The 23488-nt window shown below is 61.2% G+C and carries 22 protein-coding genes and 2 pseudogenes; 17 read left to right on the top strand and 7 right to left on the bottom strand.

The window, feature by feature from the left end:
• The first annotated feature begins 154 nt into the window (after nucleotides 1-154).
• From E7813_RS16850 to E7813_RS16840, 3 genes are all read left to right on the top strand, one after another.
• Nucleotides 155-856: an alpha/beta fold hydrolase gene (locus E7813_RS16850; RefSeq protein WP_291575735.1), complete on the top strand. Its 702-nt coding sequence runs from the start codon at nucleotides 155-157 to the stop codon at nucleotides 854-856.
• Nucleotides 857-909: 53 nt separating this feature from the next.
• On the top strand, nucleotides 910-1365 hold the full coding sequence (locus tag E7813_RS16845) for a GatB/YqeY domain-containing protein (RefSeq protein WP_291575733.1): 456 nt from the start codon (nucleotides 910-912) through the stop codon (nucleotides 1363-1365).
• A 173-nt stretch (nucleotides 1366-1538) separates the two neighbouring features.
• Nucleotides 1539-3149, top strand: a complete 1611-nt coding sequence (locus E7813_RS16840; RefSeq protein WP_291575731.1) for an acyl-CoA synthetase — start codon at nucleotides 1539-1541, stop codon at nucleotides 3147-3149.
• Between the two features lie 208 nt (nucleotides 3150-3357).
• Here E7813_RS16840 and E7813_RS16835 read toward each other — a convergent pair.
• The 3 genes and pseudogenes from E7813_RS16835 to E7813_RS16825 form a co-directional block, all read right to left on the bottom strand.
• A pseudogene (locus E7813_RS16835) lies at nucleotides 3358-3872 on the bottom strand (SRPBCC family protein).
• Between the two features lie 7 nt (nucleotides 3873-3879).
• Nucleotides 3880-4341 (bottom strand): SRPBCC family protein, encoded by a 462-nt coding sequence (locus E7813_RS16830; RefSeq protein ID WP_291575730.1) that lies wholly within the window; start codon nucleotides 4339-4341, stop codon nucleotides 3880-3882.
• Nucleotides 4334-4648, bottom strand: coding sequence for a metalloregulator ArsR/SmtB family transcription factor (locus tag E7813_RS16825; RefSeq protein ID WP_291575727.1), 315 nt, complete (start codon nucleotides 4646-4648; stop codon nucleotides 4334-4336). The genes E7813_RS16830 and E7813_RS16825 overlap by 8 nt, the downstream gene beginning before the upstream one ends.
• A gap of 166 nt (nucleotides 4649-4814) precedes the next feature.
• On the opposite strand from E7813_RS16825, the gene E7813_RS16820 reads away from it, so the two are divergent.
• The 3 genes from E7813_RS16820 (at nucleotide 4815) to E7813_RS16810 (ending at nucleotide 7664) form a co-directional block, all read left to right on the top strand.
• On the top strand, nucleotides 4815-6224 hold the full coding sequence (locus E7813_RS16820) for a hypothetical protein (protein ID WP_291575838.1): 1410 nt from the start codon (nucleotides 4815-4817) through the stop codon (nucleotides 6222-6224).
• Nucleotides 6225-6254: 30 nt separating this feature from the next.
• Nucleotides 6255-6794, top strand: coding sequence for a hypothetical protein (locus E7813_RS16815; RefSeq protein ID WP_291575724.1), 540 nt, complete (start codon nucleotides 6255-6257; stop codon nucleotides 6792-6794).
• Nucleotides 6795-7046: 252 nt separating this feature from the next.
• Complete coding sequence (locus tag E7813_RS16810; protein WP_291575721.1) at nucleotides 7047-7664, top strand: LysE family translocator; 618 nt, start codon at nucleotides 7047-7049, stop codon at nucleotides 7662-7664.
• A 141-nt stretch (nucleotides 7665-7805) separates the two neighbouring features.
• On the opposite strand, the gene E7813_RS16805 is transcribed toward E7813_RS16810, so the two are convergent.
• Nucleotides 7806-8609: an N-formylglutamate amidohydrolase gene (locus E7813_RS16805; protein WP_291575719.1), complete on the bottom strand. Its 804-nt coding sequence runs from the start codon at nucleotides 8607-8609 to the stop codon at nucleotides 7806-7808.
• A gap of 98 nt (nucleotides 8610-8707) precedes the next feature.
• Between E7813_RS16805 and E7813_RS16800 the strand changes: the two genes are divergently transcribed.
• The 8 genes and pseudogenes from E7813_RS16800 (at nucleotide 8708) to E7813_RS16770 (ending at nucleotide 17301) form a co-directional block, all read left to right on the top strand.
• On the top strand, nucleotides 8708-9598 hold the full coding sequence (locus E7813_RS16800) for a transglutaminase family protein (RefSeq protein ID WP_291575836.1): 891 nt from the start codon (nucleotides 8708-8710) through the stop codon (nucleotides 9596-9598).
• 2 nt (nucleotides 9599-9600) lie between these two features.
• Entirely contained in the window at nucleotides 9601-10413 is an 813-nt protein-coding gene (locus tag E7813_RS16795; RefSeq protein ID WP_291575716.1) for a transglutaminase family protein, read from the top strand.
• A 4-nt stretch (nucleotides 10414-10417) separates the two neighbouring features.
• The gene (locus E7813_RS16790; RefSeq protein ID WP_291575835.1) at nucleotides 10418-10816 is read left to right on the top strand and encodes a gamma-glutamylcyclotransferase family protein; all 399 of its coding nucleotides are present in this window, start codon (nucleotides 10418-10420) and stop codon (nucleotides 10814-10816) included.
• A gap of 113 nt (nucleotides 10817-10929) precedes the next feature.
• A complete protein-coding gene (gene dnaG, locus E7813_RS16785; protein WP_291575714.1) occupies nucleotides 10930-12954 on the top strand; it encodes a DNA primase in 2025 nt (674 codons plus the stop codon).
• Nucleotides 12955-13191: 237 nt separating this feature from the next.
• Nucleotides 13192-15339: an RNA polymerase sigma factor RpoD gene (rpoD, locus tag E7813_RS16780; RefSeq protein ID WP_291575712.1), complete on the top strand. Its 2148-nt coding sequence runs from the start codon at nucleotides 13192-13194 to the stop codon at nucleotides 15337-15339.
• Nucleotides 15340-15410: 71 nt separating this feature from the next.
• Entirely contained in the window at nucleotides 15411-15992 is a 582-nt protein-coding gene (locus E7813_RS16775; protein WP_291575710.1) for a thymidylate synthase, read from the top strand.
• Nucleotides 15928-16272, top strand: coding sequence for a thymidylate synthase (locus E7813_RS26190; RefSeq protein WP_363331185.1), 345 nt, complete (start codon nucleotides 15928-15930; stop codon nucleotides 16270-16272). Before E7813_RS16775 ends, E7813_RS26190 begins: the two co-directional genes overlap by 65 nt.
• 93 nt (nucleotides 16273-16365) lie before the next feature.
• Nucleotides 16366-17301: pseudogene (locus E7813_RS16770) on the top strand (hypothetical protein).
• On the opposite strand, the gene E7813_RS16765 reads toward E7813_RS16770, so the two are convergent.
• Both E7813_RS16765 and E7813_RS16760 read right to left on the bottom strand, forming a co-directional pair.
• Nucleotides 17298-18398, bottom strand: a complete 1101-nt coding sequence (locus tag E7813_RS16765) for an ImmA/IrrE family metallo-endopeptidase (RefSeq protein WP_291575709.1) — start codon at nucleotides 18396-18398, stop codon at nucleotides 17298-17300. The pseudogene E7813_RS16770 and the gene E7813_RS16765 sit on opposite strands and share 4 nt — an antisense overlap.
• Nucleotides 18395-18715, bottom strand: coding sequence for a hypothetical protein (locus tag E7813_RS16760; protein WP_291575708.1), 321 nt, complete (start codon nucleotides 18713-18715; stop codon nucleotides 18395-18397). The genes E7813_RS16765 and E7813_RS16760 overlap by 4 nt, the downstream gene beginning before the upstream one ends.
• A gap of 204 nt (nucleotides 18716-18919) precedes the next feature.
• On the opposite strand from E7813_RS16760, the gene E7813_RS16755 reads away from it, so the two are divergent.
• Nucleotides 18920-19717 carry a lytic transglycosylase domain-containing protein gene (locus E7813_RS16755; RefSeq protein WP_291575707.1) on the top strand — a complete coding sequence of 266 codons (798 nt, stop codon included), beginning with the start codon at nucleotides 18920-18922 and terminating at the stop codon, nucleotides 19715-19717.
• 100 nt (nucleotides 19718-19817) lie between these two features.
• Entirely contained in the window at nucleotides 19818-20624 is an 807-nt protein-coding gene (locus E7813_RS16750; protein WP_291575705.1) for a lytic murein transglycosylase, read from the top strand.
• A gap of 266 nt (nucleotides 20625-20890) precedes the next feature.
• On the opposite strand, the gene E7813_RS16745 is transcribed toward E7813_RS16750, so the two are convergent.
• A complete protein-coding gene (locus E7813_RS16745) occupies nucleotides 20891-21733 on the bottom strand; it encodes an SDR family NAD(P)-dependent oxidoreductase (RefSeq protein ID WP_291575703.1) in 843 nt (280 codons plus the stop codon).
• A 755-nt stretch (nucleotides 21734-22488) separates the two neighbouring features.
• On the opposite strand from E7813_RS16745, the gene E7813_RS16740 reads away from it, so the two are divergent.
• A partial coding sequence (locus tag E7813_RS16740; RefSeq protein ID WP_291575700.1) for a GGDEF domain-containing protein occupies nucleotides 22489-23488 on the top strand: 1000 nt, incomplete at its 3' end.

Genomic DNA, 23488 nt, shown 5'->3' with positions numbered 1-23488 from the left:
CGTCCGAAGGACGGCGTCGCCTACGCTTGCCGGCCATCCACGTCTTGTTGCTATAAGGGAAAGCAAGACATGGATGTCCGGCATCGCAGACAAGTTTACGCAGTCTGCGCAAAGCAGACTACTATGGCCGGACATGACGAACGCCGGGGGCCGCATGGACAATACGATGCCGATTTTGCTGATTCCGGGCCTCGGCGGCTCGCCCCGAATTTACGCGCCGGTGATCCCGGCATTGTGGCAATTCGGCCCGGTGACGGTGGCCAACCACATCCGCGACGACAGCATGGGTGCGATCGCGCGCCGGATTCTGGCCGAAGCGCCGCCGCGTTTTGCGCTCGCCGGCCACTCGATGGGCGGCTACATCGCGTTCGAGATCATGCGCCAGGCGCCGGATCGGGTGGCAAAGCTGGCGCTGCTCAATACCCAGGCGCGGCCGGACACGCCGGAGGCGATCGAGCGCCGCCGCGGCATGATCAAGAGAATTGAGGCCGGCGGTTTCAGCGCCGGAATCGACGCGCTGTATCCCGGATTTGTGCATCCATCGCGGCGCGATGATGCCGCGTTGAAAAAGGTCGTCCGCGAAATGGGGGACGATATCGGTCCCGAGGCCTTCATACGGCAGCTGACCGCAATCATGAGCCGCGCTGATTCGCGCCCGACGCTGTCGGTGATTTCATGTCCGACGCTGGTCCTGACCAGCGATCAGGACAATACCGTTTCCAACAGCCTATCGCCCGAAATGGCCGGTGGAATTCCGGGCGCGAAACTCGTGACCATTCCCGATTGCGGCCACCTTTCGCAGATCGAGCAACCGGAAGCGGTCGCGGCCGCCCTGGTCGAATGGCTGCGGATCTAGTTGTTTCCGGGCCGCGAACCGCCTAGATCAGGGGCTCCAGGAGAGGACCGAAGATGCTGCGCGACGACATCAATAATGCCGTAAAGGACGCGATGCGGGCCAAGGACGAGCGCAAGCTCTCGACGCTGCGCATGGTCAATTCGACCATCAAGAACGCCGACATCGCCGCGCGCGGCGAAGGCAAGCCGCCGCTGTCGGATGCGGATCTGCTCGGCGTATTCCAGAAAATGATCAAGCAGCGCCAGGAATCCGTCGAGCTCTACGACAAGGGCGGCCGCGCCGAACTCGCCGCGCAGGAGCGCGAGGAGATCGCGATCATCTCCGCCTATCTGCCCAAACAAATGTCGGAAGCCGACGTGAAGGCCGCCATTGCGGCGGCAATCGCCGAGACCGGTGCTGCCGGCATGAAGGACATGGGCAAGGTGATTGGCGTGCTGAAGGCGAAATATTCCGGGCAGATGGATTTCGGCAAGGCCAGTGGGTTGGTGAAGGCGGCGCTTTCTTCTTAACCTCGCCCCGCTTGCGGGGAGAGGTCGAAGCCGAAGCGGAGCGCAGGCTTCGGGGAGGGGGACTCTCCGCGACTATCGTGCTTGTGGTGACGAGCCCCTCACCCGCTCGCTACGTTCGCGACCTCTCCCCGTGAAGAACGGGGAGAGGTGAATAAAGAGAGAGCTTCGCTTTCATGCTCACCGAAACCACCGACTATGAGAAACTCTATCGCGACTTCCGCTGGGAAATTCCCGAGCGGTTCAATCTCGCGACCGCCTGTTGCGACCGCCATGCCGACGGCTCCAACCGCCTCGCGCTGATCTATATCGACGAAGACGGCGCCGCATCGCGTACCTCGTTCGATGCCGTCAGCGAGATGTCGCGGCGCTTTGCCAATGTGCTGAAGGCCGACGGTCTCAAGCGTGGCGACCGCGTCGCGGTGTTCCTGTCGCAATCGCTGGAACTGCCGATCGCCCATATGGCGGCGTTTCGTTCCGGCATGGTGTCGATTCCGCTGTTCGCCTTGTTCGGCGAGGATGCGCTGGAATTTCGCCTGGCGAATTCGGGCGCGCGGGCCATCGTCACCGACGAGGGTGGATACCAGAAGCTGGCGAAAATCCGCGACCGGCTACCGGAGCTTGCGAATATCTATGTGATCGGCGATGGCGAACATCCCGGCACCAGGCCGTTCTGGCCGTCGCTCAAGGCCGCATCGGCCGAGTTTACCACCGTCGACACCGCGGCCGACGATCCCGCGATGATCATCTACACCTCGGGCACCACGGGCAATCCGAAGGGCGCCTTGCATGGGCATCGCGTCGTGCTCGGACACATGCCGAATGTCGAGATGTGTCACGACTTCCTGCCCAGGCCCGGCGACCTCCTGTGGACGCCGGCCGATTGGGCCTGGATCGGCGGGCTGATCAACGTGCTGTTGGCGGGCTGGTATCACGGCGTGCCGGTGGTCGGGCATCGCGCGCGGAAATTTGAGCCGCAGGCGGCCATGCAGATGATGGCCGATCATGCCATCCGCAACGTGTTCCTGCCGCCGACGGCGCTGAAACTGATGCGGCTGGCCGGCGTCAGGCATTCCGGCGTCAAGCTGCGCAGCATCTTCACCGGCGGCGAATCGCTCGGCGGCGAGTTGCTCGATTGGGTCCGCGAGACCTTCGGCATCGAGGCCCATGAGGTCTATGGCCAGACCGAGTGCAATCTGGTGGTCGGCAGCAACGCAAAACTGTTTCCGATCCGTCCGGGTTCGATGGGCAAGGCGACACCCGGCTTCGACGTGCGGATTGTCGACGAGCACGGCGAGGAACTGCCGCGGGGAAGCCGCGGCATCATCGGCGTGCGCCAGCCCAATCCCTGCACCATGCTCGAATACTGGCGCAATCCGGAAGCCACGGCGAAGAAATATGCCGGCGGATTCCTGCTGACCGGCGATCTCGGCGTGCAGGATGCCGACGGCTATTTCTGGTATGTCAGCCGCGAGGACGACGTGATCACCACCGCCGGCTATCGCGTCGGTCCGTCGGAAATCGAGCACACGCTGATGAAGCATCCGGCGGTGGCGATGTCGGCGGTGGTCGGAATTCCCGACGCCATCCGCACCGAATCGATCAAGGCCTGGATCGTGCTGCGGCCGGGCTTTGCGCCCGACGACGCGCTGGCGCGCGAGATCCAGGATTTCGTGAAAGTGCAACTCGCCGCGCATGAATATCCGCGGGTGGTGCAGTTCACCGAGACGCTGCCGATGACGGCGACGGGCAAGGTGCTGCGGCGGGAGTTGCGCGCGCTGGGGTGACTTTTCTTACCTCGCCCCGCTCTTGTCCGCCGAAGCCCGCCTTCGGGCGAAGGCGGATGCGGGGAGAGGTCGGAATTCGCGACAGCGAATTTCGGGTGAGGGGACTCTCAGCGAGTCCGCGGGTTGAGAAAGCCCCCTCACCCCAACCCTCTCCCCCGCAAGGGCGGGGCGAGGGAGTTGCAGGGACGGCGTTCGCAGGGACGACAGCTCACGCAGGTGTCTCGACCCCCAGCCGCTTCAACGCTTCCAGCATGCGCTGCGGCGGGGCCATCTTGACGACCAGAACGTCGCCGGTCTCTAGCAGGCTCTTCAGGCTTGAGAGGATCGCGGGCCAGCCCTGGCGGCCGCCGGACAGGATGTCGTCGTCGATCGGCCGGTCGTGCGCCTCGGTCATGGTGAGGCGGACGGCGTCGCCGGCGGGTTCGATGTCGTAGGTGACCAGCGTAGGCCCAAGCTTTTCGATCAAGCCTGGCCAGTTCACATTCCAGGTGACCGAGAGTTTGCGCGGCGGTTCGCACTCGATCACTTCGCCGTCGATGTGGACGGAACCATCCGGCGCGCGGACGATGAAGGCGCCGCCGACCCTTAAATCCGCCTCCACCGCGAAGCCGAAGAAATATTCCGGCTGAACTCTGATGACGTCAGCGCCTGCCACACCTTCTGCGGCGTGGACGCGATGTAGATGGTGTAGACGATAGCGGGCTTGAAATTGTCGGTGTTCATCACGTTCTCAGCTATCCAGTTTCAGTGCGGCGTATGGGATTTCAAGTGGCCGTCCGGTTTCAAGGATGCTCTTGAGGCTGGACAGGATGGCGGGCCAACCCTTGGAGATGCCATCGAAGAACTTGCTGCCCTCGGCGAAGCCTTGATACGTCAGCGTCAGCTTGACGAGCTTGCCATAGGGCTCGAGTTCGAACGTCGCGAGCGCCGGCAATTCGTTCTTGTATTTGTCCGATTGGTTCACGAATGTATAGGCCAGCCGCCGCGGCGGGTCGCATTCGACGACCTTGCCGGCATCGGAAACGGTGCCATCGCTTCGCACCATCTCGAACGACGAGCCCACCTTCCAGTCCGACCTGAGCCGGGCGCCGAACCAGTAGCGTTCGGTGAAATTGCCGTCGGTCAAGGCATGCCAGAGTTTTTCCGGCGTGGTCTCGATATAGCTGACGTAGATGAACTCCGGTTTACTCATCGCGCTTCTCCAGTTGACGTTTCAATTCGCTGAGCGCGGTGAGCTTGCCGCGCTCGAATTTCCTGATCCACCGCTCGCCGATCTGGTGGATCGGCACCGGGTTGAGATAATGCAGCTTCTCGCGGCCATGCCTGAAGGTGGTAACGAGGTTGGCGGCCTCGAGAATCGCAAGGTGCTTGGTCACGGCCTGCCGGGTCATGGCAAGGCCGTCGCAGAGATCGTTCAGGGTCTGTCCGTTCCGGGCATGAAGCCTGTCCAGCAGCGACCGCCTCGAAGCATCGGCCAGCGCTTTGAAGACCTCATCCATGGCCGGCATGATAGGCAACCAAATGGTTGCATGTCAAGAGCGTGTCTTCACCACGCGGTCGGGCGTGATATCGTCGCGGTCAGCCAGCGAAGACTGGTTCTGAACAGTTTTGGGTGGGTGAAACATGATTGACCGGCTTTTATCGCCAGCCTTGTTGACGGCGTCGATGGTTGTGGTTGGCTGCGGCTCCGCCGCTTACGCCCAGCAGCAAGCGATCGGCGCGCCGCCCGAGGCTTCCAACATGAAGTTGGTCGGCGCCAACGACCTGCAGGCGCGCAGCGCCTATCAGCCGACCATCCACCATCAGGGCGACCGTTGGATCGCCTATATCGGACATCACGGCGGCACCGACGCCATTCCCGATCCGGTCAATCCGATCACCGGCAAGGCCGAGCCGAACGGCACCTCGATCGTCGACGTCACCGATCCTGCGCACCCGAAATACCTGCACCACATTCCCGGTCAGCAAGGAAAATACGAGGCCGGCGGCGCCCAGATGGTGCGGGTCTGCGACGGCAGCGCGCTGCCCAAGGGTGATCGCAACGCGGTCTACCTGCTGCGCACCTTCGGCAGCGAGGCCCATGAAATCTGGAACGTCGCCGATCCAGCTAGTCCAGTGCTGATCACCCGGCTCGGCGGCCTGAAGGACACCCACAAGAGCTGGTGGGAATGCGAAACCGGCATTGCCTTCCTGGTGTCGGGCGCACCGGACTGGCGCACCCGCCGCATGACGCAAGTCTACGATCTCAGCGATCCCGCCCACCCCATGAAGATCAGGGATTTCGGTCTTCCCGGCCAGGAGCCGGGCTCAACCGGCGCGGTGCCGACCGAGTTGCACGGGCCGATCTCGACCGGGCCGGAAGGCAACCGCGTTTATTTTGGCTATGGCACCGACAAGGGCGGTGTCCTACAGATCGTCGACCGCGACAAACTGATCAACGGACCGAAGGAGCCGACGCCGGATAATCTTCGCTTTCCGGAAATCTCGCGGCTTGCGATGTCGGCCTTCAACGGCGCCCACACCACCTTTCCGATGCTCAAAATGCCGATTACCGAATTCGCTCGCGACAAGGATGGCAAGACCCGCGACATCGTGATGATCGTCGACGAGGCGATCCTCAACGAATGCGCCGAGCCGCGCCAGATGGTGTGGTTCGCCGACGTCACGGTCGAGAACCGCCCGATGATGATTTCGAGCTATACCGTGCCGGAGGGCGGCGGCGCGTTCTGCGAGCGGGGCGGGCGGTTTGGCTCGCATTCCTCCAACGAAAGCATGGCGCCGGTGTTTTACAAGAAGATGGCGTTCATCGCCTTCTTCAATGCCGGCGTCCGCGCGCTCGACATTCGCGATCCCTATCATCCGACCGAAGTCGGTTACTTCATTCCGTCGATCACGGCTGCGACCGACAAGCGCTGCGTCACCGTCGACGGCAAGGACCGCTGCAAGGTCGCGACCCAGACCAACAATGTCGAAACCGACGAGCGCGGCTACATCTACATCGTCGATCGCGCCAACACCGGCCTGCATATCCTGGAACTGACCGGTCCGGCGCGCGCCGTCGCTGGGCTGCCGTGATGCCTCCTGCGGTGATGTTTGGGGACGACAATGCGTAAGCGATTGCTGATCGCGTGTGCCGTTGCGATCGTTGCCCTGACCGGCGCGGTCGGCTACCGGCATGCGCGGCCGGATATCGAAGGCTGGAACGAAATCACCTGGCCGTTTCCGCGCGACGGCTGGCCCGCCGGGCGCGCGTTCCGGTGCGGCGCGGCCTCCTGCGGTGACGAGGTCGAGCTTTACGTGCGGCCGAAGATCGGCTTCTGCAATTGCGACGGCGGCGTTGCCGATGACGACGAAGTTGACCGCGTCGCCGATCTCGACCTGATCAGCGATCGCTTCGCTCCGCTGCAGGCCGGCCACAAGATCCGGTTCGCCGACATGTCCGGGCGATTGCGCAGCTACCATCTCGACATGCCCGACGGCTCCCGCCATGCCGCCGTCGGCATCGCGGTGTCGCACCGCTGCGACCTGCTGGTTGCGGCGGCCCAGGGCAATGGAGAGGCATCGGTGGTTCAGCGCGCGGCGCTGGATTTCCTGGCCTCCAGCCACATGCAGCAGTGGATGACGGCAGCGATGGATGGGCGGTGACTCTCTTACCTCGCCCCGCTCTTGTCCGCCGAAGCCCGCCTTCGGGCGAAGGCGGATGCGGGGAGAGGTCGAAATTCGCGAGAGCGAATTTCGGGTGAGGGGGGACTCTCCGCGAGTCCGCCTGTTGAGAGAAGCCCAGCACCCCAACCCTCTCCCCGCGAAGAGCGGGGCGAGGGTGAAGAAGGCAGCTTCTCGCGTGCTGCATTTGATGCATACTCTGTTTTCCTTTAACTCTTATCACGAGTCCCGCCGATGTCCCTCAATCTCTATCTCGCTTTTGTCGCCGCCTGCATCGCGCTGGCGCTGCTGCCGGGTCCGGTGGTGACATTGGTGATCGCCAATGGTCTGCGCTATGGCACCCGCGCGGCGCTGACCAATATCGCGGGCGTGCAGGCGGGATTGACCATCGTGATCGGCATTGTCGCGGTCGGGCTGACGTCGCTGATGGCGACCATGGGCTACTGGTTCGACTGGGTGCGGTTTGCCGGCGCCGCCTATCTGGTCTGGCTCGGCATCAAGCTGGTTCGTTTCCCGGTCGAGGGCGTCAATGCGGAATCGCCGCCAGCGCCGCCGCGCGGCGGGTTCTTCCTGCAGGGATTCCTGGTGCTGCTTAGCAATCCCAAGGTGCTGGTATTCTTCGGCGCCTTCATTCCACAGTTCATGGACATGAGCAGGGATCATTTCTCGCAAGTGACGCTGCTCGGGATTACTTTCATGGTGATCGCGGGCATGACCGATGCCGTTTATGCGCTGTTGGCCGGCCGTGCCCGGCGCTTCTTCTCGGCGCGGCGGACGAGACTGTTGTCGCGCATTTCCGGCGGCTTCATGATCGGCGGCGGTGTCTGGCTGGCGCTGACGCGTGCGCGATGAAAGAGAAATCAGGCACGGCATAAAAAGAGTCGGCTCCCTCCCCCCTTGTGGGGGAGGGCCGGGGAGAGGGGTCAGCCGCGAGGGCGGTGCTTGTTGCTACCCCTCTCCCTAACCCTCCCCCACAAGGGGGAGGGAACGACGTTAAATCAGCCGCCGCGCGCGCAGCGTCGCTTCGATCTCGGCGAAAATCCGCGCCAGCCGTTCCGCCCATTGCCGTTGCCCGGCCTGGTCGGCGATCAGGTCCTGGCGGATTTCGATCCCGGTGTTCATCAACCCGCGCGCTTCGCCGTGCACCGGAATGGTGTAGTCGGTCTCGTCGCTCACCGCATAAGGCTCGTTGTCGCCGACCACCAGATCAGGTTCACCGCGCAATAGCCCGAGCAACAGCGGCGGCAGCCTGGTGTCGCGATGGTAGAGCGTGCCGATATGCCAGGGACGGGCGATCCCGGCATAGACCGGCGTGAAACTATGCAGCGACACCAGCACGGTCGCAGCGCCGTCGCGCCGGCGCCGGTCGATGACCTCGTCGATGCGGCGATGATAGGGCTCGAAGATCTGCCGGCGCCGCGCCTCGACCGCCTCCGGCGCGAGACCTTGATTGCCCCTGATGGTGGTGGCCTCGCTGACGCGCGGGATCGAACTGGGTGCGCCGGGCGGACGGTTGCAGTCGATCACCAGCCGCGAATAACGCTGCGCGACTAGGTGCGCATCGAGATGCGCTGCCAGCCTTTCGGCGACGCCGCCGATGCCTATATCCCAGGCGATATGCCGGGTGAACTCGGCAGCCGGCAGTCCGAGATCGCCGAGGGCCTTGGGGATCAGCCGGCCGTAATGGTCGCAAGTGAGCAGGAATGGCGAGCGTCCGGTGGCATTTTGTTCAAATACCGGCGGAACATCCGCGCTTCCAAGGAGTAATGAGGTGTCGCCAGCGCTGTCCAAAGCCATTTCTTTATGTGTTGCCTAGCTAAGCAGCATACCGATTTAGAAATAAGCAGGGATCGGTATAGATTAGATTGCCCAAAATCGCGATGATTGCCTCGACGATGCCCCTGCTGACGATCCATCACAAGACCGAATATCGCTATACGCGTCCCGTCGCGTTCGGCGAACACCGCATCATGCTGCGCCCGCGCGACGGCCACGATCTGCGCGTGCTGTCGGGCAGCCTCGAGATCGTGCCGGAGCCGATGTCGCTGCACTGGATCCACGACGTGTTCGGCAACAGCGTCGCGATCGCGACCTTCGACGAGCCCGCAGAAATATTGTCGATCTCAAGCACCGCGACGGTCGAGCACAACCCCGCCGAAGAGTACGCGCTGACCGCGGACGATCCGGCCTATTTCTATCCGTTCCTCTATGACGACGAGGAGTTTCCCGACCTCGTTCATTTCATCACGCCGCAGTATGGCGATCCCGAGGGCGAGCTGTCGGCGTGGGCGCGCAATTTTCTCGACGCCGAAGGCTCGACCCCGACCTTCAACATTCTCAGCGGCATGACCCACGGCATCCGCCAGGCCTTCACCTACCGCAAGCGGCACGCGCACGGCACCCAGCATCCGCTCGACACGCTACAGACCAAATCCGGCACCTGCCGCGACTATGCGCTGTTCATGATCGAGGCGCTGCGCCGGCTCGGCATCGCCGCGCGCTTCGTCTCGGGTTATCTGTTCATTCCCGGCGACCGCGCGCATGGCTATGTCGGCGGTGGCTCGACCCATGCCTGGGTGCAGGTCTACCTGCCGAGCGCTGGCTGGATCGAGTTCGATCCCACCAACGGCATCGTCGGCACCCGCGATCTGGTGCGGGTTGCGGTGGCGCGCGATCCGCGCCAGGCCATCCCGCTGCACGGCACCTATCTCGGTCCGGCCGATGCGTTCGTGCGTATGGACGTCACCATCAACGTCGTCTCCGTCGGTGAAGAGGCAAAGGTCTAGTCATGGAAATCAAGGTCGGCTTCGAGATTGGGTATGCCGCGGTGGCGCCGACGCCGATAGTGATCATGCTCCGCATTCACCCCTCGCGCTATTCGGACATCGTCGGTACCGAAAGCATCGTGGCCGAACCCGACACCCCGATCGGATTTTACCGCGACAGTTTTGGCAATGTCTGCGGCCGGCTGGTGGCGCCCGCCGGCGGCGTGACGCTGCGCGGCAGCGCGCTGGTGCGCGATTCCGGATTGCCCGACGTGGTGGTGCCGACGGCGCAGCAGCTTCCGATCGACCAACTGCCTGACGACGTGCTGCTGTACCTGATGGCGAGCCGTTATTGCGAAACCGACAAGCTGACCGACGTGGCGTGGTCGCTGTTCGGCAACACCGCGCCGGGATGGGCGCGGGTGTCGGCGATCTGCACCTTCGTGCACAACCATGTCACCTTCGGCTACCAGCACGCCCATTTCATGAAATCCGCCCATGACGTCTACGAGCAGGGCACCGGCGTGTGTCGCGATTTCGCGCATCTGGCGCTGACCTTCTGCCGCTGCATGGGCATCCCGGCGCGCTACTGCACCGGCTACATGGGCGACATCGGCGTTCCCCCCGATCCCGAACCGATGGATTTCTCCGGCTGGTTCGAGGTCTACCTGGCGGGACAGTGGTATACCTTCGACGCCCGCCACAACCACCCGCGGATCGGCCGCATCCTGATGGGCACCGGCCGCGACGCCGCCGACGTGGCGCTGACCACGAGTTTCGGGCGGATGACCCTGGTCAAGTTCCTCGTCATTACCGACGAGGTCGTGGCGGCGTAGGGGCATCATGCTGGATCGTCTGTTCGTCTACGGCACGCTGATGCGCGGCTTCGACCATCCGATGGCGAAGCTATTGTCGCGCAGCGCCGAGTTCATCGGCGAGGCGCAATGCCGTGGCCGGCTCTACCGGGTCAAGCATTATCCGGGGCTGGTGTTGTCCCACGACGCCGGTGACGTGGTGTTCGGCGAACTCTTCCGGCTGCACGCCCCGGCCGAATTGCTGCGCGAGTTCGACATGTACGAGGCCTGCGGCGAAGGTTTTGCGCAACCGACCGAATACGTCAGGCAGATGCTGCCGATCGCCTTGGCGGATGGAGCCGCCAGCGAAGCCTGGACCTATCTCTATAACTGGCCGGTCGCGCATCTGCCGCGGATCACGTCGGGGCGGTTTCTGGAGGGGTAGAACTTCACCCCCTGTGAATAGCGGCTAGAATCCGAACAATTCTCGTATTTTAGCTCCGAGCGCCTATATCCATGATCGGTTGGCACCGGCTTCCGACTCGGCAACAATTCCCCATGCGCTTTACGCCTCAATTCCTCGATGAACTGCGCGCCCGGCTTCCGGTTTCGGAAGTCGTGGGGCGGCGCGTGAAGCTGAAGAAGACCGGGCGGGAGTGGAAGGGGCTGTCGCCGTTCCAGCAGGAGAAGTCGCCGTCGTTCACCGTCAACGACCAGAAGGGATTCTATCACGACTTCTCCTCCGGCAAGCACGGCGACATCATCTCGTTCCTGATGGAGACCGAAGGCGTCGGCTTCACCGAAGCGGTCGAGCGCCTGGCCTCGATGGCCGGCATGCCGCTGCCGGCGGTGACGCCGGATGCCGCGCGCCACGAGCAGCGCCGCAAGACGCTCTATGACGTGATGGAACTGGCCGCGAAATTCTTCGCCGACACCCTGGCGTCGCGTAACGGCGCCAAGGCGCGTGGATATCTCGGCGACCGCGCGATTTCGCCCGCCGTGCAATTGCAGTTTCGCATTGGTTACGCGCCTTCCGAACGCTTCGCGCTGAAGGAACATCTGGGCGCGCAGGGCATTCCGGTCGAGGACATGGTGGAAGCGGGTCTGCTGGTCGCCGGCGATGATATCCCGGTGCCCTATGATCGCTTCCGCGACCGCGTGATGTTTCCGATTACCGATTTGCGCGGACGCGTCATCGCGTTCGGCGGCCGCGCGCTGGAAAAGGACGCGCAGGCGAAATACCTCAACTCGCCGGAAACCCCGCTGTTTCACAAGGGCGACCATCTCTACAACCTGGCGCCGGCGCGGCTCGCCACCCATAACGGCGCAGCCCTGGTGGTGGTCGAAGGCTATGTCGACGTCATCGCCATGGTCGGCGCCGGCTTTGCCGCCAGCGTGGCACCACTCGGCACGGCATTGACCGAAAACCAGCTCGCGCTGTTGTGGAAGATGGCGGACGAGCCGATCCTGTGTTTCGACGGCGACAAGGCCGGGCAGAAAGCGGCATGGCGCGCCGCTGACCTGGCGCTGCCGCACCTCAAGCCCGGAAAAAGTCTTCGCTTTGCGCTATTGCCGGAGGGCCAGGACCCCGACGATCTCGCACGCTCGGGCGGGCGCGGCGCGATCGAGGAGGTGATCTCGGCGGCGCGTGGCCTCGCCGAAGTGATCTGGTCGCGCGAAATCGAAGGCGGCACCTTCGCAACCCCCGAACGCCGCGCCGCGCTGGAGGCGCGGATCGGCGAACTCACAAACGGCATCCGCGACGACGTGGTGCGGCGCTACTATCGCCAGGATTTTGCCGAGCGACTGCAACGCGCCTTTGCGCCGGACGCCGGGCGCGGCGGCTATGCCAGGGGCAATTATCGCGGCGGGGCCAGCAATATCGGCGGCGAATCAGGCCGGCGCTTTGCCCCGCGCGGCACGTTCACCCCTGGTGCTGCGGGCCGATTCGAGCCTCGCGCCGCCGGACGGACGCAGGGCGGCCAGACCATCAACCGCGGGCCCTACCAGGTGGCCAGCCCCCAGCTCGCCACCAGCCCGATCATGCGCGGCCAGCGCAGCGCGATCTCCCGCCGCGAGGCGCTGATTCTGCAATCCCTGATCAATCATCCCTGGCTGTTGCACGACCATCTGGAAGAGGTCGCCGTGCTCGAACTGGCGCACCCGGAGGTCAACAAACTGCGCGCCGGAATCATCGCCGCCTTTGCCCGCGACCATCACCACAGCCCCGAGCCTTCGGAACAGAGCGAGAAGATGCGCGCCGATCTGGCCGCAGGCGGATTTTCACAGCTTCTTCAAAGAGTTGAGCTTGCGATCACGACCTCGGCGGTGTGGGGTGCGCAAAGCGGTGCAGCGCCCGACGACGTTCTTTCCACCTGGCGCCAGCTCGTCTCCTTGCATCGGCAATGGCACTCCTTACTTAGGGAATTGAAAGATGCCGAGCGGGCCTTGGGTGACGAGGCGAGTGAGGCCAATCTGGCATGGCTGCGTGACGTCAAGGCGCGGCTGGCGGAAGTGGACGGCACCGAGGCCCTGATCGAGGGTTTCGGGGAGTCCTCGGGCCGTTTCCAGCGCAGCATGTGATGAAAAAATCATGCGGACGGCCGGGGCCGGAACCGCGAAATGACTCGCCAAACCCATGGTTTGGCTGCAAAAACAGGGTTAATCGAAGCTTAATCGCCTGCGGGCTATGAGTTCGAAACCGGTTTAGGTAATTCGGGGGTGGCGACGGTTTGCGCCGCCCTTTCCGCGTCATACGTGACGTCAGATTTGAGCGGGCGCGGCGACGTATCCTGCACGAGCGCGTTTTGGGAGCAATGAATGGCCAGCAAGGCAAAGACGCTGCAGGTAAAGGACAAGGAAAAAGACGACAAGGCAGCGGACGCCCCCGAGAAGGATTCTCAGGACGCGCCGTCTCCGTTGCTCGATCTGTCCGATGCCGCCGTCAAGAAGATGATCAAGCAGGCCAAGAAGCGCGGCTTCGTGACCTTCGATCAGCTCAACGAAGTGCTGCCCTCCGACACCACCTCGCCCGAGCAGATCGAGGACATCATGTCGATGCTCTCCGACATGGGCATCAACGTCTCCGAAGCCGAGGAAGCCGATAGCGAGGAAGAGAAACAGGAAGAGGCCGAGGACGAGACCGACAACGAGCTGGTCGAGGTCACGCAAAAGGCCGTCACCGAAGTCAAGAAATCCGAGCCCGGCGAGCGCACCGACGATCCCGTCCGCATGTACCTGCGCGAGATGGGCACCGTCGAGCTTTTGTCGCGCGAGGGCGAAATCGCCATCGCCAAGCGCATCGAGGCCGGCCGCGAGGCGATGATCGCCGGGCTGTGCGAAAGCCCGCTGACCTTCCAGGCCATCATCATCTGGCGCGACGAGTTGAACGAGGGAAAGATCTTCCTGCGCGACATCATTGACCTCGAAGCGACCTATGCCGGCCCCGACGCCAAGAACAACATGAACCCGGCGATGCTGGGGGCCCCGCTCGGCCCCGACGGCCAGCCGGTTCCTGCGCCTGCCAACAATAATGCGGCGATCGCGGCGCAAGCCGCACCCTCGCACATCGCCCCGCCGGCCGCGCCGCCGTCGCCGACCCCGTTCCGCCCGGCGCCGGCCGGTACGCCCGAAGGCGAGGAAAAGGATCCGTCGGAAGCATCGGCCGAATCCGACATGGACGACGACGAGTTCGAAAACCAGATGTCGCTCGCCGCCATCGAGGCCGAGCTGAAGCCGAAGGTGGTCGAAACCTTCGACAAGATTGCCGACAACTACAAGAAGCTGCGCCGCCTGCAGGAGCAGGACATCTCTAACCAGTTGCAGAACGAGACGCTGTCGCCGGCGCAGGAGCGCAAGTACAAGAAGCTGAAGGACGAAATCATCGTCGAGGTGAAGTCGCTGCGGCTCAACCAGGCCCGTATCGACTCGCTGGTCGAGCAGCTCTACGACATCAACAAGAAGCTGGTGTCGTTCGAGGGCCGTTTGCTGCGCCTCGGCGACAGCCACGGCGTCGCCCGTGAGGACTTCCTGAAGAACTACCAGGGCTCGGAGCTCGATCCGCGCTGGCTCAACCGGGTTTCGAAACTCTCCGCAAAAGGCTGGAAGAATTTCGTCCACAACGAGAAGGACCGCATCAAGGAACTGCGCCACGAGATCCAGTCGCTGGCCGCATTGACCGGGCTTGAGATCGGCGAATTCCGCAAGATCGTGCACGGCGTGCAGAAGGGCGAGCGCGAGGCGCGCCAGGCCAAGAAGGAAATGGTCGAGGCCAACCTGCGGCTGGTGATTTCGATCGCCAAGAAATACACCAACCGCGGCCTGCAGTTCCTCGATTTGATCCAGGAAGGCAATATTGGTCTCATGAAGGCGGTCGACAAGTTCGAGTACCGCCGCGGCTACAAGTTCTCGACCTATGCGACCTGGTGGATCCGGCAGGCGATCACCCGCTCGATCGCCGACCAGGCCCGCACCATCCGCATTCCCGTGCACATGATCGAGACCATCAACAAGATCGTGCGCACCTCGCGCCAGATGCTCAACGAGATCGGTCGCGAACCGACCCCGGAAGAGCTCGCCGAGAAACTCGGCATGCCCTTGGAGAAGGTGCGCAAGGTTCTGAAAATCGCCAAGGAGCCGCTGTCGCTGGAGACTCCGGTGGGCGACGAGGAAGACTCGCACCTCGGCGATTTCATCGAGGACAAGAACGCGATCCTGCCCATCGATGCCGCGATCCAGTCGAACCTGCGCGAAACCACCACGCGCGTGCTGGCCTCGCTCACCCCGCGAGAAGAACGCGTGCTCCGCATGCGCTTCGGCATCGGCATGAACACCGACCACACCCTGGAAGAAGTCGGTCAGCAGTTCTCGGTGACCAGAGAGCGCATCCGGCAGATCGAAGCCAAGGCGCTGCGGAAGCTGAAGCATCCGTCGCGGAGCAGGAAATTGCGTAGCTTTTTGGATAATTGATTTAGTAAAAGCCCCGCTCGCGCGGGGCTTTTTTTGTCTGAATTGTCCCGCATAGGTTTTAAAACAAAACAATGCACCAAATGATCGCAGACACTTTGGACGATCTGTTACGCAAGGTCTTTCCAAAGATATTGAAAAGCGGTCAACGCGTTAAGGCTAGTAAGGGCTGGAACAAGGAACTGTCCGGTGTAATCCTAGAGTTGCGCAATCCGCTTGCTCGACTAAGTCGATCGGAAACGAAAGGCACCCTGTTCAGCTGCCTTGGCGAGACACTTTGGTATTTAGCAAGATCAGATGAACTCGCGTTCATTGAATACTACATCGCTATGTACGGAAAGTTCGCTGAGCGCGATGATACCATTCATGGGGCATATGGCCCTCGATTGCTTGAAATGCGTGGCGAAATTAATCAAATCGCCAACGTAATCAAATTGCTTCGAAGGAAGCCAACTTCTCGCCAGGCTGTCATTCAGTTGTTTAACGCCGAAGATCTATTGAAAAACTACAATGACATTCCTTGCACCTGCACGATGCAATTCTTTGTTCGAAAAAATTCGCTGCAAATGGTCGTGTACATGCGATCAAACGATGACGTTCCTGGGATTGCCTCACGATGTTTTCGCTTTCACATTTATTCAAGAACTGATCGCTAGGAGCCTCGGATTAAAACTTGGTTCTTATAAACATATGGCCGGCAGTCTACATATCTATGATGCAGACAAAGAAAAGGTACGGACATTTCTTAAGGAGGCATATCAATCACGGATACTTATGCCGCGTATGCCACCCGGCGATCCTTGGCCGAATCTAAAAAAATTGATTAGAGCCGAAGCGAGAATTAGGCAGGGTAGTCCGGTTCAAATAGATCGGCTCGATATACCAGAGTTACTGGGCAGATTTGATGAGAGTGTTACAGGCATTCGCGCTGAATAAGGCAAGAAAGTCGACGCGCTCGATTAAGTCAAAGATGGTTTCACACGTGTATGATGCTTATATTGATAGGGGTGCTAGGCGGGCGGCTAGAAGATGATCGTACGACCGGGTGATTTGAATCGTGCGGCCATTCTTAGCTCGAACCTAATTAGATTCGATTCCGAAGTTGAAGCACTGCTTGGCATCCAAGATGAGGTCGCTCGTGCTGTGTTTGTTGAGCAAATAGTCGAGAGTCTACGCCGAATCGAATTTGCACACTTCGTTCGAGATAGTGAGATCGACCCCCGTAGGGCGGACTCCTCTTCTGACCTTTTCGACCCTCTCCGTGCAGCCGTGTCTATGATGCGGAAGGGTAAACTCGATGAAGCATTCTGGCTAATATTTCTGGCTACGCATTTTTAAAAACATATCAAGCACGGTTGGGGACTATCTCGTGCCGTCTATGCGGGCTCTAATCATGAAACGTGGAATTGGAAACGAGTTAACAAAGATGTAAACGCCTTCAGAAACTGGCTTTCAAGGAATGAAGCCGGGTTGAGAGCGAAATACTCCTTTAGTAATCACCGAAAATACCAGAGTTTGAGCGCTAACTCTGCTGTAGGTACAGGTGCGGTTATCGCTTCTTATGTCGATTGGGTTAGACCCCCGCGCAGTCATGCGCAGATGATACAAGAAATTCACAAGGAAGTTGGTCAAGACCCTCGAGCAGTATTCGATTTCCTCTACCGATCAATGGATTCTGTAATGGGCTTTGGTCGTTTGGGAAGATTCGATTTCTTGACCATGCTCGGAAAACTTGGTGTCGCGCCTATCGAAGCTGGCTCGGCTTATCTGGTGGGCGCAACTGGCCCGTTGCGGGGCGCGCGGTTGTTATTCACCAATAATGTGAAAGCTAAGATTAGCCCTCGCGAGCTTGATGATCGTCTCAATAAGTTAGATTCCTATCTGGAGGTCGGGATGCAAGTTCTGGAAGATTCGCTGTGTAACTGGCAAAAGAGTCCTAGGAAATTCATTTCTTTTAAGGGTTAGGTAAGCTTGTTCAGGTCCTCGACGTCGTATCGTCGTTTAAGGAAATTGAGTTGGCTTGGCTCAATTCGACGTTGATGTTGCAACTGTCCAACAACAATGCCTCTCGATATCCCAATCTTAACTGCAAATTTTATAATGCTATCTTTGTTTGGCTTTAACGACATAAATTCAGCGCGCGACTCCGGCGGTATGAGAATGTTCTGCGAGAATAAGTTTGCCTCATGTTCTTCCTTGAGCGACACCTCGCTGCCGTCCTCAAGGAAGATTGACTTTTGGCCGTGCATTAGTAGATGGCCGGCTTCATGGAAAAAGGTGAACCAAAATTGATCGTCGGCTAGATGCCGAAAGCTCGATAGTATCATTGCCTTTCTGTTGCTCAAAAATCGAGTTGCGCCACTAGCCCGGCAACCAGCAGGACCACGAGCGACGACTAGCGCAACTCCGTTCTCAGCGCATAACTTTCTTAGTTCGGGGATAAAGATTGAGGGGTCCTTCTTTCGTGTTAAACGACGCATGCTGATCAATGAACGTTCAAAGCTTGCGGCATTCCACGCTCCACACGCAATCGCTTCGCTTTTCAGTTCACCATAGCGTAGCCAAGCGATAACAGCGCCGGGCTCAGATTTATGAGTGGGCGATGTTCTGAAGGATACAAGTGACAGGAATTGAGAGTACTGGCTCCGCCATTCTTGAACATTACGAACACCAAAAAAATTCAAACAGGAAGCAACATTTTCCTCAACGCTAGCATGTTGAGGCACCCACCCAAACTTTTGCATGTCTTTCAGAGGCAATTCGTCGAGCCATGCTTTGCCGGCAATGATATTTCCGGCGGTTTGGAGACGCGCAACCTCACTCCGATAATTGCGTTCGCGTGATAGCCAGAATTTGACGACACCACCGACATGCTCAGCGAGTAATGCAGCTACGTCTCGCGTGATGGTCTCCTTTCCTGCGATCAGTTTCTCTGTCTTATCTATCGAATAGCCAAGGAGAGCGGCTAATTCTTTTGAAGACATTCCTCGTTCTTCGATTGCGTCGAGGATTGTACCGCCGGGGGCTGACAGCCAGTCAGGCTCGAATGCCTTCTCGTTCATTTGATCTTCTCAATCCTAGTGATCTTGAGCCGGGTCACCTTCGCCCAATCCGTCTTGCCAGAAGCAAGTTTTGGATTGTCGCCGTGTCCGCTCGATACAACCAGTTGCCATCCGTCGGGCAAACCGAATGTGATGTTGTTTGAGCTTTTCTTGGGTTTAGCGAACGGCAATTCATCGAACGTGTCGATAGACCGAAAGTCGGAAAGTCGGCGCCTGAGCGCTTCAGCAACTCTCGCTCCCAACTTGCTTTTTGCGACAACTTCGCTTTCACAAATATCGCGAAGGGCCTTCGTTTCAAAGGCTAACTCCAACGCCATCCACTACCTCGTGGGTGATTCGTGGAACCCTAGCAGGAGCTAGATTCAATTGGAAGTTGCGTGATAACTCTCTAGCGGTCAGTTTAGGCTCTGAATTGGATATTAATGAGTAAGCCTTTTCAAGGCTAATGATTGCGTGCCGGTTCCTGTATGGTCGCTCACCACCTCGGGAGGCTGGACAACATCACAAGCTGGGGAATCCAGATGACCAAGAGCAAATCACTTACGATAGCCACGTTCCTGCTGTTGCCGATCTTCGTGTCTGGCTACCATGCCCACGCCGCCCAATGCGGCAACGGGCCTGCCGGCTTCGAGACCTGGAAGCAGCAATTCGCCGGCGAAGCGCGGGCCAAGGGCGTCGGCGGCAATGCGCTCTCCGCGCTGATGGGGGCAAGCTATGCGCAGGCTACCATCAACGCCGACCGCAGCCTGCACAGTTTCAAGCTCTCGCTCGATCAGTTCATGGTCAAGCGGGGTGCTGCCGCCGTCGTGGCGCGCGGCCGCGGCATGAAGCAGAAGAATGCGGCGCTGTTCGCCTCGATCGAGCAGCGCTATGGTGTGCCGGCAGGTCCCCTGATTGCGATCTGGGGCATGGAGAGCGCCTTCGGCAGCCAGCGCGGCAACCAGAACATGCTCTCATCGATCGCGACACTGGCTTACGATTGCCGCCGGCCGGAATACTTCACCGACCAGCTTTACGCTGCGCTAAAGCTGATCGACCGCGGCACGGTGGCCGCAGGCCAGCGCGGCTCCATGCATGGCGAGATCGGCCAGACGCAGTTCTTGCCCAAGACCATGCTGGAATACGGCGTCGGCAATCTGGAAAGCGCCTCGGGCGCGCTGACCTCGACGGCGAATTTCCTCAAAGCCCATGGCTGGCGCGCGGGCGCCGGCTACCAGCCGGGCGAGCCCAACTTCGCCGCTATCGAGGCCTGGAATGCAGCCCAAGTCTATCAGAAGGCGATTGCCATCATGGGCCGGCAGATCGACGGCGGCGGGTAGCGGCACCCTTTGGTCCCGGCCTCCGAGCCGACGGGTTTTATAACTGCCGCGCGCGGTCTTCCCATGCCATGATCGGGACAAACGATCACAAGGGATTCGCATGCGCACGCTTGGTCTGGCTGTTTGTCTCGCCGCTCTCATCGCCGCCACCCCTGCATTGGCCGCCCGCTGCGGCGGCGACTTCAATTCCTTTGTTGCGAGCATGTCGGCCGAGGCACAGGCCGCCGGCGTCTCGCAAGCCGTGACCAGCCAGGCGTTCGCGGGCGTGACGCAGGACATGGCGGTGCTGAATTTCGACCGGCGCCAGCGCTACACCTTCAACAAGACCTTCGAGCAGTATGTCTCGACCCGGGTCGGCGCCGGACGCATCAATGGCGGGCGGGCGATGCTGCAGCGGAATGCGGCGCTGCTGTCGCGGATCGAGGCGCAGTTCGGCGTGCCGCGGCAGATCCTGGTCGCGATCTGGGGGCTGGAAACCGATTTCGGCAAGGGCGACATGGGCAAGCTGCCGGTGATCCGCACGCTGACGACGCTGGCGCATGATTGCCGCCGCACCGAGCTGTTCCAGGGCGAATTGCTGGCGGCGCTGAAGATCGTGCAGCGCGGCGACCTGCCGCTGCGCGAGATGATCGGCGCCTATGCCGGCGAAATCGGCCAGACGCAATTTCTGCCCTCGTCCTACATCAAGTACGGCGTCGATTTCGACGGCGACGGCCGCGTCGACCTGCGCCACAGCGTGGCCGACGTGCTGGCCTCCACCGCCAACCTGCTGCACACCAACGGCTTCAAGATGGGCGCGCCCTACGGCGAAGGCAGCGCCAATTTCGAAGCGATGCGCGAATGGAACCACGCCATGATCTATCGCAAGACGATCGCGTATTTCGCGGATCAGTTGGTGGGACGGTAGGCGCCGGCTGTTTGTCACCTCTCCCCTTGTGGGAGAGGTCGGATCGACTCGACAACGTCGAGACGATCCGGGTGAGGGGTCACGCTCTATCGATAGACCTGAACCCCTCACCCCAACCCTCTCCCACGTCGAAGTCGGATATATCCGACTTCGACAATTTGAAATGCCCAACTCGGGTGAACCCGAGTTGGGTGGGAGAGGGAGCTCACCGTCCTCGCCGAGATACTGTGCGTCGTCCCTGCATTCATGGGAACGCTAATGCGAAATCACTTCCCCGCATTCGCGGCCTTCTCCAGCCTGCGCGCCAGCACCGACCAGTAGCTGGCGGGGCGGAAGCGTTGCAGCAGGTCCATGAAGCGGGCGTCGTTGCCGATCAGGATGCGCGGCTGGTTTTTCTCGATGCCGGCGATGATGCGTAGCGCGGCGGCCTGCGGCGTGGTCTTGGCCACCGCCTCGAAACGCTCGATCGATTGAACCCGCCGCGCATTGTCGGTCATGCCGGTGCCGACGCGGGAGTTGCGCGCGATGGCGGTAGCGACGCCGCCGGGATGCACCACAGACAGCCGCACCGGGCTGTTCGCCACCTGCAACTCGTGGCGCAGGCTCTCCGAAAAGCCGCGCACCGCGAATTTCGCCGCGGCGTAGGCGGTCTGTCCCGGCGGCGCGATGATGCCGAAGATGCTGGAGAGGTTGACGATGTGGGCCTCGCGCTGGCGCGAAAGGTGCGGCAGGAAGGCGCGGGTGCCGTGCACCACGCCCCAGAAATTGATGTTCATCAGCCATTCCATCTGCGCCTGCTCGATCTCGCCGAAGGTGCCCATCAGTGCCACGCCGGCATTGTTGACGACGATGTTGAGGCCGGGATGCGCCGCCGTTGCATTGAGCGCGAACGCCGCGATCTGACCGGGCTCGCCGACATCCACGGTGTGCACCGTGACCTTCTGCGGATGCGCTTTGGCGATCTCGGCCATGAGCGTCTGCAGCCCCGCCTCGTCGCGGTCGGCCAGCGCCAGATCGCAGCCGCGCGCGGCCAGTTCCAGCGCCAGCGCCCGGCCGATGCCACTGGCCGCACCCGTCACGGCGGCGGCGGATCCACGGATCGCGGTCATGGGATGAACTCCATCGAAGTTTGGTCGAAACCCTTATACGGCCCGCATCATGGGACTCTAGCGGGCCTGGATGCGGGCGCAGGTGGTGCAGGGTTATAGCGTGCTCGCGGTCGAGCGCGCGACCTCGGCCGGAATCAAAAGGCGGGCACCAGGCCCGCCATTTCGATCAACCGTCTTCGCCGGTATGAGATGCCCGGGCGGAGCGAGGCTCCACCCGGGCTCGAAGGTTACTTCTTCTTCGACTTCTTGGCCTTCTTCGCCTTTTTCGCCTTCTTCGCTTTCTTAGCCATAGCATCCTCTCAGGGTTAATGGAATGAAACGCGACACGAGGCATGCTCGGCGGAGGGCCAGCCTCGCAACATCCTCGAATGCAATCCCAACAGATTCGCAGCGCGATGCCTCGCGCTGTCACGCGGATGTTGCCGCGTTATCCACAGCTGTTATGCGTTTTGGCGCATTTTTTGACGTGTGAAGCGGTCTCCGTCGCAAAATCTTCGCTCGAAGCGCGCGTTCGGGCCGGTCCGACAGGGTTAACGACGCGCCAACGCAGCAGCGGTTTCTGCGCCGATCCGGGACAACTAGCGGCGCCTCGGCGTCGTCGTCTTCATCAAATCAAAACCACGGTGCGAATTGCGCGGTCGCGGTGAGAGTCCGTTAAGCGGCGCGGCTGCACTTTATGCCGCAATAACGGGGATCGTTGCAGGCGGGCTGTTGGTCAACGGAAGGGGCAGGGCAATGCGCGTTCTGAATTCGCGATGCTGAGCATTCCGACGCTGTGGACGGCGTTCGTCGTCAATTTTCTCGCGCTGGGCCTGATCTGGGCCTATGTCATGCGCAGTTATCCCAAATTCGAGGCGGCGCGGTTCTGGACCGCTTCGGCATTCGTCGCGACCGCGGGTGCCGCGCTGGCGATGCTGCGTTTTGCCGTGGATTCGCTGATGCCGCTCTTGGCCGGCGGCAGCGTGCTGATTTTCGCCGGCTGCCTCGCCGCGATGGGTATCAAGCGGTTTTACGACCAGCCGGTGTCCTGGCGCGCCGCGGCCCTGATCACCGGATCGAGTTTCAGTGTCATGTTGTTCTTCATCGTCGGCTACGACAGCGTGTCGATGCGGGTCCTGGTCTACTCGCTGGGCCAGTCGGTGCCGCTGGTGATGACGCTGAAACTGCTGCTGTCGCGGCAGCATGGCCGGATAAATCCCGGTGCCCGGCTCGCCGGCACCGTCTCGGTGCTCATGATCGCGCTGTATGCCGTCCGCGCGGTGGCTGCCCTTCCGCAGTTCGGCGCCAGTTTTTCCTTTGTTCACCACAGCCCGATCCAGTCGGTGGTGGTGCTGGTGCTGATGTTCCTGTCGATGTCGTGGAATTTCGGGTTTTTGCTGATGGCGATGGACCGGCTGCGCAACGAGGTCGCCGACCTGGCGCTGCTCGACGATCTCACCGGCGTCGGCAACCGGCGGCATCTGCTGCAGCGGCTGACCGAGGAATGCGCCAGATCCGAGCGCAGCGGCGAGCCGTTTGCGCTGTTGGCGATCGATCTCGACGGCTTCAAGGCCATCAACGATACCCACGGCCATGCCGCCGGCGACGCCTGCCTGCAGCATTTCACCTTGATGGCGCAGACCCGGCTGCGGCCCGGCGACCTGCTGGCGCGCACCGGCGGCGACGAGTTTTCCATCGTGCTGCCGGCCTCGACGTTGCGGGAGGGGGCGATGATCGCGCGCCGCGTGCTGGAGGTGTGCCGCGAGGACGCCAGGC

Source organism: Bradyrhizobium sp. (assembly GCF_004799405.1).
In the GTDB taxonomy this organism is placed as follows: domain Bacteria; phylum Pseudomonadota; class Alphaproteobacteria; order Rhizobiales; family Xanthobacteraceae; genus Bradyrhizobium.
Note: the sequence above shows the minus strand (reverse complement) of the source record. Positions and strands in the feature narration are given on the sequence as shown.